Origin of the sequence: Leptospira stimsonii, assembly GCF_003545885.1 — a bacterium.
Lineage (GTDB): Bacteria > Spirochaetota > Leptospiria > Leptospirales > Leptospiraceae > Leptospira > Leptospira stimsonii.
Window position 1 is genome coordinate 34,006 of sequence record NZ_QHCT01000006.1, and the last position, 14,201, is coordinate 48,206.

11 protein-coding genes are annotated in these 14,201 nt (G+C 44.2%); 5 read left to right on the forward strand and 6 right to left on the reverse strand.

Annotated features, from left to right (window positions below; genetic code table 11):
* Positions 1-190 precede the first annotated feature (190 nt).
* Positions 191-2,296 (forward strand): molybdopterin-dependent oxidoreductase, encoded by a 2,106-nt coding sequence (locus tag DLM75_RS18380; protein WP_241547988.1) that lies wholly within the window; start codon positions 191-193, stop codon positions 2,294-2,296.
* A 433-nt stretch (positions 2,297-2,729) separates the two neighbouring features.
* Here the strand turns inward: DLM75_RS18380 and DLM75_RS18385 are convergent, their stop codons facing one another.
* The 3 genes from DLM75_RS18385 to DLM75_RS18400 form a co-directional block, all read right to left on the reverse strand.
* Complete coding sequence (locus tag DLM75_RS18385; RefSeq protein ID WP_118969969.1) at positions 2,730-3,587, reverse strand: pirin family protein; 858 nt, start codon at positions 3,585-3,587, stop codon at positions 2,730-2,732.
* 402 nt (positions 3,588-3,989) lie between these two features.
* Positions 3,990-4,757, reverse strand: coding sequence for a hypothetical protein (locus DLM75_RS24725; protein WP_241547982.1), 768 nt, complete (start codon positions 4,755-4,757; stop codon positions 3,990-3,992).
* Positions 4,758-4,797: 40 nt separating this feature from the next.
* Entirely contained in the window at positions 4,798-6,012 is a 1,215-nt protein-coding gene (locus DLM75_RS18400) for a TCR/Tet family MFS transporter (protein ID WP_118969971.1), read from the reverse strand.
* A 158-nt stretch (positions 6,013-6,170) separates the two neighbouring features.
* On the opposite strand from DLM75_RS18400, the gene DLM75_RS18405 reads away from it, so the two are divergent.
* Positions 6,171-6,800, forward strand: coding sequence for a DNA-3-methyladenine glycosylase family protein (locus DLM75_RS18405; RefSeq protein WP_118969972.1), 630 nt, complete (start codon positions 6,171-6,173; stop codon positions 6,798-6,800).
* A 147-nt stretch (positions 6,801-6,947) separates the two neighbouring features.
* Here the strand turns inward: DLM75_RS18405 and DLM75_RS18410 are convergent, their stop codons facing one another.
* On the reverse strand, positions 6,948-7,487 hold the full coding sequence (locus DLM75_RS18410) for a TlpA family protein disulfide reductase (protein WP_118969973.1): 540 nt from the start codon (positions 7,485-7,487) through the stop codon (positions 6,948-6,950).
* Between the two features lie 127 nt (positions 7,488-7,614).
* Here DLM75_RS18410 and DLM75_RS18415 point away from each other — a divergent pair, with 127 nt between their 5' ends.
* Positions 7,615-9,630, forward strand: coding sequence for a cag pathogenicity island protein CagA (locus DLM75_RS18415; protein WP_118970133.1), 2,016 nt, complete (start codon positions 7,615-7,617; stop codon positions 9,628-9,630).
* A 96-nt stretch (positions 9,631-9,726) separates the two neighbouring features.
* Here DLM75_RS18415 and DLM75_RS18420 read toward each other — a convergent pair whose 3' ends face one another.
* Together DLM75_RS18420 and DLM75_RS18425 are read right to left on the reverse strand one after the other, a co-directional pair.
* Positions 9,727-10,266 carry a DUF1564 domain-containing protein gene (locus tag DLM75_RS18420; protein ID WP_118969974.1) on the reverse strand — a complete coding sequence of 180 codons (540 nt, stop codon included), beginning with the start codon at positions 10,264-10,266 and terminating at the stop codon, positions 9,727-9,729.
* 532 nt (positions 10,267-10,798) lie between these two features.
* Positions 10,799-12,412: a long-chain fatty acid--CoA ligase gene (locus DLM75_RS18425; RefSeq protein WP_118969975.1), complete on the reverse strand. Its 1,614-nt coding sequence runs from the start codon at positions 12,410-12,412 to the stop codon at positions 10,799-10,801.
* A 199-nt stretch (positions 12,413-12,611) separates the two neighbouring features.
* Between DLM75_RS18425 and DLM75_RS18435 the strand changes: the two genes are divergently transcribed.
* Together DLM75_RS18435 and rsfS are read left to right on the forward strand one after the other, a co-directional pair.
* On the forward strand, positions 12,612-13,823 hold the full coding sequence (locus DLM75_RS18435; protein ID WP_429945497.1) for an LCP family protein: 1,212 nt from the start codon (positions 12,612-12,614) through the stop codon (positions 13,821-13,823).
* A gap of 5 nt (positions 13,824-13,828) precedes the next feature.
* Positions 13,829-14,200 carry a ribosome silencing factor gene (gene rsfS, locus DLM75_RS18440; RefSeq protein ID WP_069606453.1) on the forward strand — a complete coding sequence of 124 codons (372 nt, stop codon included), beginning with the start codon at positions 13,829-13,831 and terminating at the stop codon, positions 14,198-14,200.
* Position 14,201 lies beyond the last annotated feature (1 nt).

Genomic DNA, 14,201 nt, shown 5'->3' on the forward strand with positions numbered 1-14,201 from the left:
CTTTCCAACGCCCTTTCGTTTTCTCCGTGTTTGGCGGATGCGGCCAGATTTTATTTCTTTCTCTCCTCGAAGAATTCGGATAAAATCCTTGCTGATTTTCAAATCTCGGATTCCATCGACCGGTCTTTTGAGAGGAAATTCATCCATGAGCCAACAAACCCACTTTCGTTCTTGCACTCTCTGTGAAGCCATGTGCGGCCTTCGTATCGAAGTCGAAGACGGTAAAATTTCCGCCATCCGCGGCGATAAGGACGATCCTTTCAGTCGAGGTCATCTCTGCGCAAAAGGCCCCGAACTCAAAAATCTCTACGAAGATCCGGATCGCCTTAAATTTCCTGTTAAACGAACTCCCGAAGGTTGGGTGCAAGTTTCTTGGGTGGAAGCTTTGTCCGAAACGGCCAAGGCCCTTTTTGAAATTCAAAACAAATACGGGAACGATTCCGTCGCAGTTTACAACGGAAATCCGAACGTCCACAACTATGGCTCGATGCTCTTCGGTCAGAGATTCTCCAATCGCCTCAAAACGAAGAATCATTATTCCGCGACTTCTGTGGATCAACTTCCTCATCAGCTTCTTTCTTATCTCATGTTCGGTCATCAACTCCTCATCCCGATTCCGGACATCGATCATACGAAATACTTTCTCATCTTAGGAGGAAATCCTTTCGCTTCCAACGGAAGTCTTATGACGGTCCCCGACGTAAAGAAGAGATTGAAGGAACTCCAAGAAAGAGGAGGTAAGTTTATCGTCGTCGATCCGAGAAAAACGGAAACGGCGACCCACGCGGACGAACACGTCTTTATTCGGCCCGGCGCGGACGCGTTCTTTCTATTAGCAATTTTGCATGTTTTCTTTGAGAAGAATCTGGTGAAACCCTCTTCCCTCTTTGATTCCAAGGATCTTTCCTTCATTCAAAATCTTGCATCCGAATATTCTCCCTCCAAAGTGGAAAAGGTAACAGGCGTCCCCGCTTCTACGATCGAAAGAATCGCTCTGGAATTTTCTTCTTCCGAGAACGCGGTCTGTTACGGGAGAATCGGAGTTTCCACGCAAGCCTTCGGCGCCCTCTCTCAGTGGCTTATCAATCTTGTAAACATTCTCACCGGAAATTTGGATAAGAAGGGAGGAGCTATGTTCACCCTTCCTGCGGTGGATCCGATCGATCCCAAAGGCGCTCTCAAGAGTTCTCCCGGAACCTTCAATACGTTTCAGACCCGTGTGAGAAAACTTCCCGAGTTCAGCGATGAACTTCCGGTCGCGGCTCTCTCCGAGGAAATTCTCACTCCGGGCGAAGGACAGATCAAAGCCTTTGTAACCTCTGCGGGGAATCCGGTTCTTTCTACTCCGAACGGTTCCAAACTCGAAAAAGGTTTAGAGAATTTAGAATTTATGGTCTCCGTCGATTTTTATATCAACGAAACCACACAACACGCGAACTACATTCTCCCTCCGACTTCGACCTTGGAACACGATCACTACGATATGATCTTCAACGTCTTTGCGGTTCGGAATACGACGAAGTATGCACAACCGATCTTTGATCCGGAACCGGGGATGCTCCACGACTGGGAAATCTTTACCGATCTCACCAAAAGACTCGAATTGTTAAGAGCCGGAAAACCCGTTCCGGATCAGATCATCACAACCAAACTCGGACCTTCTTCGATCATTGATTTCGCACTTCGAACCGGACCTTACGGAGAAAAGGGAAAACACAATCGAATGCTCAACATTCAATTGTTAAAGGACAATCCTCATGGAATCGATCTCGGTCCTCTGATGAGTTGTTTTCCCGAAAGACTTCTCACGGAAGATAAAAAGATTCATCTTCTCCCCAAACCTGTGTTAGACGATCTTCCGAGACTGAAGAAAAAATTCGAAGAGTGGTCCGAACCGAAAAAGGATTCGAACTTTCTCCTCATAGGAAGAAGACATCTTCGGAACAACAATTCCTGGATGCACAATATGCCCAAACTCATGACGGGTAAGAATCGTTGTACTCTTCTGATTCATCCGAATGACGCAAAAACCTTAGGAATCTCCGAAGAGGAAGAAGTCCAGGTGGAATCCAGGGTGGGAAAAATTCTCATCCCGACCGAGATCACGGAGGAAATCATGCCTGGAGTGGTCAGTATTCCGCACGGTTTCGGTCACTCGAAGAACGGTGTCCGTCTGAGTGTCGCGAAACAATTCGCGGGAGTGAGCATCAACGACCTTACGGACGAAGAATCTCTGGACGAACTTTCGGGAAACGCGGCTTTTACCGGGATTCCGATAAGCATTCGAAAAATATAATATTCTTATTTATTGATTTTTCTCTTTGTTTCGATTTGAGTTCGTTTGGATTCGATGAAACGGATTTTTTTTGATCCCGTCGGGTTTTGTTTCATTCCCATTCGAGTCAGAATGAATTCAATCGAAACACGATGTCCTCTGGAAGAATGGAGTTCTCACCATCTTTCCATTTTTTTTGGGAACCGAAAAAATCTTTCTGGTGAGTGGCATTTTTTTGTGTGAGAAGTGTGAGTTCCTACTTTAGGACGATTCTTTTCCGTCCACGTGAGAGTTCCCACACTCTTTGGTGTTACAAATCAAGACCGATTCTTGAAATTCATAAAATAGTGTGAGTTCCTACATTTGGACGATCTTTTTCTTTCCTTGTGAGAGTTCCCACACTCATTGATTGAGCAAAACAAATCACCGATAACGGCGCCGTGGGAACTCACACTCAACCAGGAGGAAGAGGAATTCGTTCTACTTCACCGGGAACAACGGGAAAACGTTCTTCCTTCCAATCGAGTTTGGCCTTTTCGATTCTTTCTTGAGAAGTGGAAACAAAGTTCCACCAAAGATGGCGCCTTTCCGGAAGAGGAACTCCTCCCAGGAGAATCGCGCGAACCCCCTCTTTAGAAGAAAAAGAAATCGTTTCTCCAAGATCAAAGACCGCCATCTGACCTACCTCGACCCGATTCCCTTGAACGTCCAAACTTCCTCTCGCAACGTAGAGGGCCGATTCTTGATCGGGAGGAACCTTCCATTCCACTTTGGCTCCGGACTTTGCTTCCAAGTCTCCATAGAAAAGAGGAGAATAAACTTTCACCGGAGAACGTTCTCCCAAAAATTCTCCCGCGGCAAGACGGAACTCCCAGAGATCCCCGGAAAGAACAGGAATTTGTCCACGGTCGAGATGAAAGAATTCCGGATCGACTTCTTCGGATTCTTTCGGAAGTGCAACCCAAGTTTGAATTCCTTCCAAAAAGGAAAAGTTCGGATCTAACTGAGAACGTTCGCTGTGAACGATTCCGGAACCGGCCGTCATCCAATTGATTTCGAAAGGACGAATCGGCATTTCGGTTCCGATGCTGTCCCGATGCAAAATAACCCCATCATAGAGATACGTGATCGTCGCAAGACCGATATGAGGATGAGCGCGAACCACAAGTTCCTTCCCGGAAAGAATTGGAACAGGACCCATATGATCCACAAAAACAAAAGGACCGACATGACGTGCCTCAAAGGAAGGAAGAATTCTTCGAACCCGGAAATTGTCGCCGAGATCTTTGAGAATGGAAGAGATGATTTTCATAGAGTTAGGGTTTAGACTCTTCTCCGAAAGAAATTTGGTAAAGACGAATTAAGAGAAAAGTGGTCGGAATTTCGAACTCGAAATACGAAGCAACAAAACGAAGGATCCTCAAAATTCGGAATTCCGGGCGGCTTCCTTCCGGAAATAAAAAACGAAAAAAGAAATGGAACCGAAAAGCGGAAGGAACCGGGCTCTACGCTTCAATCAGCGAAGCGCCATCGAAAAAAAACAGCCAAGGAAAAAGAAACCGAGGAAACGACGGCGCATCGCCGGATTTCCGCTCCGATCCCTTCCGCGGGCCTTCTAAAAAAAGGAAAACTTGGGGAGTTCCCACAATCTTTCGAAACTAAAACGAACTGGCAAAAAGAGGGAGTTCCTACTTTTTCCCTTCTAAAAGAAAAACTATCTCTTTCCTTCCGCTTTTGCGAAATTGATTTCTTGAGAACAATAAAGATTCGCGTGTGCCAATTCCGTTTCTGCCTGGGACTTCAACCAATCCGCGTCTTTCTGAAACTTCTCGTTTACGAGATCATAGATTCTAATATCCTTCGAATCGGAATGACTCACGACATGATTTTCTTCTTTTCTAAATTCTTTTCTCCAGTTATTCACGAAATCCAAGAGTTTATTTTTACGAAACGAGGATAGGTTCTCTTTCGCGGTTTCGCAGTTTTGAATCAGTTCTTCCACGGCCGCCTTCGCGATCTTGTCTTCCTCCTTCTCTCGAATCTTCCGATACGCGATCGTAATCAAACCCACTGTCAAAACCGTCTCCACGGCTCCCGGAATCGGAACGATAAGAGCGATCAAAACCGCGGCGACCAATTGCCTTTTGATCGAGGCGCTGTTTTTTTCCAGCTCCAATCCGTGTTTTTTGATCTCTTCGATCCGCTTATCGAAACGTTCCAGAAGAGGTTTGTGGACCTTCTCCTCAAATTGTTTGAGTTTTTCCTCCGCTTCCTTGTATTTTGTTCTCACTCCGATCTTGGAAGAAAAGACTTGCCCGTCTTGATTGATATATCCCAAAAGAATTTTCTGATTCGGAGGAATCACCGACGGTTTTTCCCTAGGAAACGTATAACAACCGGAAAAAAGAAACAAAGTCGGCAAGAAAAAGGAACAGACAATCCATTTTACGTTTCGTATATTCCAGGTTCTTAATTTCCTCATATTCCTTCTCCGAAACGAATTTCATTCCAAACATTCAAAATTAAGAATGATGTTTTCTCAGGGATCCTACTGCGATCCAAAGACTCAGCAATGTTAAGACAACTCCCATCCAAAGAGGAGCCTCGGGCGAATAAAAGGGGGCATTCTTTCCCGTAAAATATGCAAACAACCCGGTCATCAAAAGTGGACCGATGATCGCGGTGACACTCGTCAAACTCGTAAGAGCTCCTTGTAATTCTCCTTGCTCGTTTTCGGGAACCTGAGAAGACATGATTCCCTGCAAAGGAGGCATCGCGATTCCTCCAAAACAATAGGGAATCAGAAAGACGAACATCATCCAACTTTGAGTGGCAAGCGCGAATAATGCGAAACCGAGAGCGCTCAAAGCCAAGCCTAAATAGATGCTTCGATTTTGACCGAGGATCGGAAGAATCAAACGAATCAGAACTCCCAAAGTGATCGCGTAAACGAAACCGACCACACCGAGAGAATATCCGACCATCTCTTCGTCCCAATGAAACTTCTCCATCGTATAATAGTTCCAAGTTCCCTGAACCGCGTGAGCGGCTGTGTTGATTAGGAAAAACGCAACTACCAATCCTAAGATCATCGGATACCGTTTGAGGTTGATCAAAGAGCCGATCGGATTCGCTTTTTCCCATTCAAACTTTCTTCGGTTTTCCTTCGACAAGGATTCCGGTAGAATAAAAAAACCGAAAAGCCAATTGACGAGAGTCAGACCCGCCGCGGCCAAAAACGGTGCCCGAGATCCATACTGCCCCAAAAGACCTCCGAGAACGGGACCGATGATAAAACCGAGTCCAAAGGCCGCTCCTAAGATTCCAAAATTCGCCGCTCGCTTTTCCGGGGGGCTGATATCCGCAATGTATGCGTATCCGGTCGTAAAACTTGCTCCCATGATACCCGCAATGACGCGTCCGACAAACAACCAGAAGATGGAAGGAGCAAAGGCTAAAAATAAATAATCCAGAGTAAAACCGAATAAGGAGGCAAGAAGAATGGGTCTTCTCCCAAAACGATCACTCAGGCTACCCACAAAAGGGGCGCTTACGAATTGAACGAGAGAATAGGCAAACATAAGCCCTCCACCGGTCAAAGCGGCCTCGCTCAAAGTGCCCTGGGTCAATTCTTGAATCAATTTCGGGAGGACGGGGATGATAATTCCAAATCCGATGACATCGATGAGGACGGTTACGAAGATAAAACCTAAAGCGGCGGGACGTCTAGCATTCATAAAAGAACACTAAACAAATAGTAAGCACAGAGTCAACGAAAAATAAAGGATATTCTTAATTCTTAGGATCGTTTATCCGTGAAAGAGTTCCTAACGCTGGAGACTCTTTCCAAATTTTGTATTAAGAAAATCGATTTTTCATTCTACGGTTTTATTCTATGATCCGCACTTTTGACGAAGAAGAATTTTATAAGATCTGCGATCGCCTCTTTGAGATCGATTCCGATCTATATTCCATTTATTTAAAATACGGATATCCTCCTTTTTGGAGCCGAAAACCGAATTTTGAAACTTTGATTCATATCGTATTGGAACAGCAGGTTTCGCTCGCCTCCGCGAAAGCCGCTCTGGATAAGCTTAAGAAAAAAATCGGGATCGTGACCGCGAAGAAAATCGTTTTATTAAGCGACTTGGAACTTCGGGAATGTTATTTCAGCCGGCAAAAGACGGCTTATGCGAAAGAACTCGCAAAAGCGGTTCTCGAAAAACAAATCGTGATCTCTCAATTGAAGGATCTTCCCGAGGAAACGATACGGACTCGACTCACAGCGATCAAAGGAATCGGAAATTGGACCGTGGACGTATATCTTTTGATGGCCCTCCACCGGACCGACATTTTTCCGATCGGGGACCTCGCCTTACTTCAATCTCTAAAAAAGGTAAAACGACTTCCTCCTCAAACTCCTCAGGAAAGAATCCGAAAACTCGGTGAGAAATGGAAACCATATCGTTCGATCGCGACGATGCTCTTCTGGCATTCTTATCTCGAAGAAAGAAAAAGACGATAGAAGGAGAAAACGTCTTCGTCTCGAAACGCTTATTTTATCTCAAAGTTCTTTTCCAATCGTATCTAATTTCATTCTTCGGTGATTCGGATTGAATCCTCGTTGTTCATTTTGTAAAAGAAGTAAGAACGCACCCGGTTTTTTAAAGAATCATTTTCTTCCTTCAAGGGAATGAAGAAAATTCTCAAGCGAGTTCGTTCCCTCTTTGGTAAAACCTTCCGTTTTTAAAAGAACTTCCTGGTTCCCATCCAGAACGAACACCGTTGGCAAGCCGACGATTTTTATCTGAGAATAACTTGCAGAGAGAGGATCGATCAGAACCTCCGTATCCTTTTCTAATTTTAGAATTTTAGAATATTCTTGTCCTGTCCGAAAATCGTCTCCTACGAAAATCACCCAGAATCGAATCCTAAATTCTCCTCGAGACGAAAGATTCGCCTCCTTCGTAAGACGTTGAAGAACCGGAACCTGCTCCTTACAAGGCTGACAAGTGGAACCCGTAAAGTTCAAAATCAAGATATCTTTTTTGGAAAATTCCCTGAGAGAATCGGAAAGAACGATTCTTTCCCGTTTCAGATTGTAAAAGGCAAAATTAGAAAGGGGTTCGGAGGACCCGGTTCCCAAAGGAATCAAGAAAAGGAACAGGAAGGAAATATTTTTTTTAGAAAGAAAGAAAGGAAAAAACTTCATTGAATTTGATATTTTCACTCAAAACTGCTTTTTTATAAGAGAAAGTAAATCTCAATTTGAGAAATTCAAATAATTGTTTACTTTTCCAATTTTTAAAAAGATCCTCAACGAAAATAGGATGATCACGATGCGCATTTGGATTCCTCTTCTATTTCTTTTTGTATGGATTCCCTTCTCGATCTTTGCGCAGACAAAACCCTCTAAAATTTACGTCCATAAATTGAAAGTAAACGGAAATGTTGAAACCGGCTTAGAGAATCGCTTTCGAAACGGGATCATCAATTCGGTCTTACACAACTTCGAAGGAAAATATACGATCGTGGACGACGAATCTATGGTCGTTCTTTATAAACAATTGGAAGCTCTTCAAAAGATGGATTGTTCGGATGAAATCTGTTTAAAACAGATCGCCGATGCGATCGACGCAAACGAAGTCATTTCGGGAACGATCTCTTCCAAAAACGGATTGATCTACGTTTCTCTTCGAAACCAAACAAGAGATTCCAAAACGCTTTCTTATTCGATCAAGTCCACGTTTCAGATGGAATTTCCCGAATTTCTGATGGATTATTACGCCGGAGAATCGGGAAGAAAACTCATCGATCCGAAATACAATCCGGACCTCAATCAGATTCCGGCATCCACGAGCGGAAACATGAGTGTCGCGTTCTTAAAGATCAAGCCGGTTCCCGGTACCAATCTCAATTCTATGGAATTTAAGACTTCCGATAAAATTTTAGAAGGAGTTTTGGAGGAAGTAAGAGAAGAATTGGATCAGGCGGCAAAATATACGCTTTCAAAAGATTATTCGGAATCGACTGAAATCTATGCTCGCATCTTACACGCGTTTAACGAACGACTTTCGGAAGAATCTCGAAAAAAATTGGAATCATTCGTCAAACAGATTCAGACGAGTATCACGAACAATTACAGTTTGGAATATAAGGAAAAGATAAACGACATAGATCGGGATCTTTTCGAACCCAAAAAACAAACGCCGGAGGATCTTGGGAAACACCTAAACGCCTATGTTTTGTTAGCCGAAGAATATTCTTCCAAAGTTCCGGAAAAACACAGACAAATTCAAATTCAACAAAGTATTCAGGAAAGGAAGGATCAAGTCGAATCGGCTTTGTTCTCCTTGAGAGAAAAAGAAGCGGATCGGGCGTATTCCATTTTTGATTTTTCGCTCGCGTCCAAATTGTACGGAAGTCTTTTGAAGGATCTCGTTTCCAAAACAGGATCCCAATATAAATCACTGAAAGATAATGTTCAGAAGAAGGCCGAGGTCGCGGAAAAGACGGGACGTTCTCACCTTACGAATCGTTTGGAGACATTGTATCTTCGGATTGAAAAAGAATTCACAGCTGAAGCGTTGTCTTCCACAGAAGAGGAAAAAGAGGAGCGCCAAAACGCGATTCACGAGGCCTTTCGAGACGGAATCGTTACCTTAGCAAAGTCGGAGTTCACCAGCCTTTCCCAAATTGAAAGAATCAAAAAAGAAATCAAAAGAGTGAATCAAAAACTCAACGAACCCATTTCTCTTCAGGAACAATTGAATTCCCTTTTACACGAAGGTTTGGAAACGCAGAATCCGACTCAGATCATCAACAGTCATCAGCTTGGCGCGGATTGGGAATCCAAGACTGGACTTTTCTGGGGCTCCGCTAAATCCAAATTAAGGGACATTTTAGAAACGGCCGTTAAACTTCCGAATCCGAACGGTGAATTCAAGAAACTCTTCAACATCCACTACCAAGGCACGCAAACCGAAATGGATAAATCGGGAAAAACAACATCTAATTCACAGAATATTCTAAATTCAGAATATTCTAAGAAAAAGATAAAGAGGCAACTTTCTCAGAAAGAAACGTATTGGGAATCCGCAAAAGGAACTTTTAACTGGTATCAGGCGAGTCAAATTTGTAGTTCCCGGGATCTTCGCCTGCCCACTATCGACGAATTAGAAGATTCTTATGAAAGTGGGGAAACAGAATCTTGGACGACAAACGACGAGGAAAGACGGTATTGGTCTTCTTCGATTTCCATGGGAGAAAACGGTGCCTACAATCTGGATGTCTTTAAGGGCGAGATTCGCTGGGATCATCTGAGCAACTACGCCGGAGTTCGTTGTCTAAAATAAAACGATCGTCGAATTGAACCTCCGAGCATAAGAATTCCAACTTCGGTTTGAAAGAGTGGCCTTCGTTTTGTTTTTTTGAAAGAGTCCGTCACTTTTTTAGTCCGGAAACCAATCTCGATAATCTAAGACGAAAAAAATGGAAGCGGGTTCGGTTTGAAGCCGTCTTGTTACCTGATTTTCTAATAAATCTAGATCGAGAATATAACTGTAATATCTGTGAAAAGTGGGAGCTCCCGCATTCACGGTTTGCACAATAGAATCTCCGACTCCCAATTCTTCCAACCAAAGCAGATAATTAAAAAGATAACACCTGGAAACACCGTGGGCTTGCGCCAGTGTCCCTAAAAAGATCCAACTTCCCGTACTTAAGCGGACATTCATTCGCTTCATCTTTCCACTTCCAGGACTCGGCTGATACAAAGTCTTTCCGGCCTTTTTTCCAAGACGTTTCGTCGCGGTTAAATATTTCCCATACGTCCTCAACAGTTGTGGAATTTTTTTGGGAAGCGCCCTTGCGTTTTTCTCTCCCCACCGTTTCAACGTACGTTCCGGAATCAGAACCGTTACGGTTTCCATTCTATTTTCCTGGAGCCTGGATGTAATTTCTTCGTTTTGTTTGAAAGTTAAGTAGCCCATACCCTTTTCGGTTCCGCCATTTTTCGATTTGGGCGCGCTTTTTCCATGGAAGTGAATTTTTTTTCGGTTTGATACTGCGAGCTTACTTTCTTTTCCGCAATTCTGTTTTCGAAATTTTCCTTAGTTCACAGGAAAAGACGCCTCGCCCCCCAAGCAGGTCGGATTCAATTTCCCTAGAAGCAAAAACGAAAAAAGCATTCGGACCCGATTCTAAGTGACCCGACAAAAACTACGATTCGGAAGAATCAAAGTAAGTTCAATTCTCTGAATCTTTGAATCACTTTCGTTTTTTTGAATGAAGTTTTTTTACTCCCAAAAACGGTTTCTGCAAAGACCTGTGTTTTCTTTTCAAGTATGTTTATCGTTTTCTATCTTTTGCGTGAGCGGGCCGAAGGGCGCGAAGCGTCCTCGAAGAGGACTGGCCCGTAGGCACGCGACTCGAAGCGCACTTAAGAAATAACTTTCTTTCCCGCGAATACTCCGCGAAGAGGCACGCCCGAATCTTTATCGGGCAAGTTTTTATTTCCATCCTTTAAAGCCTGGTTCTCAATACTTTTTTGTCGAATTTTCCCACGCTTGTCTTCGGGATGGTTTCGATCTGACGTATGTCTTCGTGATTCGGAAGTTGCCAATTTGCAAAATGGACTTTCAATACTTCTAATATACTTTTTTTATCGATGGATTCTCCCTCTTTCGCGACCACGAATACGACCGGAACTTCTCCGCGAACCGAATCCGGCTTGGCAACTACAGCGGCTTCCAACACTCCAGGAGATTTTAAAACCTGGCTCTCCATTTCGACACTCGAGATCCATTCTCCTCTTGTTTTGATCAGATCCTTTTTTCGATCCGTAATCTGTATGTAAGAATGTTCATCGATCGTGACCACGTCTCCGGTCCGGAACCATCCATCCTCCGTAAACGATTCTTGGCTCGGATTTCCATAATAAGATGCCGTGATCCAAGGTCCTCTCACTACGAGCTCTCCCGGAGTTTTTCCGTCTTTCGGAATCCGGTTTCCTTGATCGTCGATTACTTTTACTTCCACACCCGCCACCGCAGGTCCTTGTTTGGAAAGTATATGCAATTTTTCTGTTTCTCTAAAATTGTTCATCGTCGTTTTCAGTCTACAAACGGTTCCTACCGGAGACATCTCCGTCATTCCCCATGCGTGAAGAATATGGATTCCAAAATCATTCTTAAATCCTTCTATCATCGACTGCGGCGCCGCCGAACCTCCGACCACCATCGTATGCAATCGACTCAAATCGTATGAATTCTTTTTGAGATGTTGATAGAGCACGTTCCAGATCGTCGGAACACCCGCCGCGATGCTCACTTTCTCCTCTTCCAATAAGGATGCCAGCCCGTGTCCTAAGAGATGTTTTCCCGGAAGGACGAGCATCGCGCCGGTAAAAACACACGCAAACGGTATACCCCAAGCGTTTGCGTGAAACATCGGAACGACGGGAAGAACGGTTTCCTTCTCGCAAACTCCCAGACTATCGGACATACAGATCGACATCGTATGAAGATAGATCGACCGATGGCTGTAAACGACTCCCTTTGGATTTCCAGTCGTCCCGGAAGTGTAACACATTCCCGCCGCCTCGTTCTCTTCTATCTCCGGTAATTCGACCCCGTTCTCATCCCCGTTCTTTAAGAACGTTTCGTAATCGATCGAACCCGGAAGTTCGGCCGCGTCCATCGCCTCCAAATCATCCATGAGGATAAACTGGGGCCTTTTCTTAAACTGCGGAAGGAGCTCCGAAAGAATCTTACTCAAACTCTTGTCCACAAAGATGATGGAATCTTCCGCATCGTTTACGATATAGACCAATTGTTCCGGAAACAATCTTACGTTTAACGTATGTAAGACCGCTCCCATCGAAGGCGCCGCGAAGTAGACTTCTAAATGTCGATAATGATTCATCCCAAAAGTTGCGATTCTATCTCCGGGTCGGATTCCGGCCTTTCGCAGAGCGTCGATCAACTTCGTCACTCGAGTATAAAAATCCGAATACGTATATCGATGGATCGATTCGTCGTTCATCTTCGTTACGATCTGTTTTTCCGGATGAACGTCGATCGCTCTTCTTAAGATCGCGGGAACGGTAAGTTGATAATTCATCATCGTTGATTTCACTTGATTCTCCTCGAATTTCGATTTCTCTTTTTGTATTGTCGAAGACGGAATTCTTTGTAGTTTACGAAGTTCGTCAACGAAAAGTTATTCCCCTCTTTGTTCGGAAAAAAAATTTAGAAAGAATCGGAATAGAAAAATCAAGATGCGCCTTCATTGCATTCGAGCGTTGGCATTCCGATCGTTCTACAAACGCAATTGAATCGAGCAAAATAACCGTTTGACAGTCAGCTTTTCCGGTTTGAAATGGAATCGAGGCATAGATTTGGAGTCAAAAGAACCTTCTAAAAAAACGTCGGGTTGGTTGCTTTATATCGCGGCTGGCATTCTCTTATTTTCCGCACTCATCTTTCTGATTAGCAAATTCAATCGAACCGGTTTGGAAGAAAAAATCGCCGCCGGAAAACCGATTTACTTTCTCTTTCATGCCGTCGGTGATTCCGAAGAATACGAATTCGGACTTTTGGCGACTTTGTTTCCTTCGAACAATCGTTGCGCCCTTTACTTCATTCATCCGATCACTTCTTTCGACGATCCGGATGATTCTCTCGACCTTCTCAAATCCGGAGCGAAGTCCTCCGTAAAAAGTGCGGTCACCGATCTCATCGGAACCAAACCTCATTATACGATCAGTCTCTCCGCTTCGAATTGGATTCGAATCGTGGATCTCCTCGGCGGCTTGAGCATTTATATGGACAATAGAACCGTCCGAAATTCTTCCGAATACAATCGCCAGGACGGTGTTTATACCATGTCCGGTCAAGACGTCTACGACTACGCGGTCACGATGGACAAAAAGGAGAATCTCGATTATCTAGACCGTATCAGTCGGGAAGAAAGTATCGTCCTAACGCTCTACGAAACCCTCACTCAAAGAAAGGATTTTCTCACAACTCCTCTTCTGATCTTCGCTCATAGCCTTGTGGAAACCGATCTTTCCAAAGAAGATTTTATCAGTCTTGTGAAGTTTGTTAACTCAAGAAGAATTCAATTCGGCATCTCCGAACTTCCGGGTGAACCTCTGAACGATCCGAAAACGAAAAAGACGTATCTCAAAACCGATATCGCAAGGGCCAGAGTCGCCTTTCGGAAGTTTTCAAAAGACATGAACTCCGACGTCTTTGCGGACGCGGAATTCGGTAGAACCGAAGTTTTGAACGGAACCGAAGTCGCTGGACTTGCAAAAGACGTTCGGAGCATTCTTTCCGATAAAAGAATCAAGGTCTTAGCCGCGGACAACGCGTGGAAAAAAGGGTTTCCTAAGACCGTTGTGATAGACCGCTCGGGCAACACGGCGATCATGGATAGAATCTCTACCGTTTTGGAAAAAGCGGAAGTGCACCACGTATTGAGAAAGGATCAGGGTCTGGACGCAACCGTTGTCGTAGGCTCGGATTACGAACCGAGAAAATAATTTTCATGAATTCCGCTCCAAAACAAACACCCACAACCAAAGAAATTCTTCAGATCATCCACGACATCATGGTGGATAAAAAATGCGAAGAAATCAGCATTCTGAATTTAGAGACCGTAAACAGTTATCTTAGTTATTTCGTGATCTGCACCGTAAACTCCGCCGTCCAGGCGAACGCGGTCGCGAGAGAAGTCAGAAAAACATTAAAAGAATTTAAATTAGCTCACAAAGAAGCAGACAAGACCGGAACTTCAGCGACCTCCGGTTGGACCCTTCTCGACTTCGGCGAAATCATCATTCATATCATGACTCCCGAAAAAAGAGAATACTACAATCTGGACAGACTCTGGCGAGACGCCAAGAGAATGGAACTCTAAA

Bases quoted from the DNA above. Each gene is read 5' to 3' on its own strand.
- DLM75_RS18380 (WP_241547988.1), top strand. From the start codon at position 191: ATGTGCGGCCTTCGTATCGAAGTCGAAGACGGTAAAATTTCCGCCATC.
- DLM75_RS18385 (WP_118969969.1), bottom strand. From the start codon at position 3,587: ATGAAAATCATCTCTTCCATTCTCAAAGATCTCGGCGACAATTTCCGG.
- DLM75_RS24725 (WP_241547982.1), bottom strand. From the start codon at position 4,757: ATGAGGAAATTAAGAACCTGGAATATACGAAACGTAAAATGGATTGTC.
- DLM75_RS18400 (WP_118969971.1), bottom strand. From the start codon at position 6,012: ATGAATGCTAGACGTCCCGCCGCTTTAGGTTTTATCTTCGTAACCGTC.
- DLM75_RS18405 (WP_118969972.1), top strand. From the start codon at position 6,171: ATGATCCGCACTTTTGACGAAGAAGAATTTTATAAGATCTGCGATCGC.
- DLM75_RS18410 (WP_118969973.1), bottom strand. From the start codon at position 7,487: ATGAAGTTTTTTCCTTTCTTTCTTTCTAAAAAAAATATTTCCTTCCTG.
- DLM75_RS18415 (WP_118970133.1), top strand. From the start codon at position 7,615: ATGCGCATTTGGATTCCTCTTCTATTTCTTTTTGTATGGATTCCCTTC.
- DLM75_RS18420 (WP_118969974.1), bottom strand. From the start codon at position 10,266: ATGGGCTACTTAACTTTCAAACAAAACGAAGAAATTACATCCAGGCTC.
- rsfS (WP_069606453.1), top strand. From the start codon at position 13,829: ATGAATTCCGCTCCAAAACAAACACCCACAACCAAAGAAATTCTTCAG.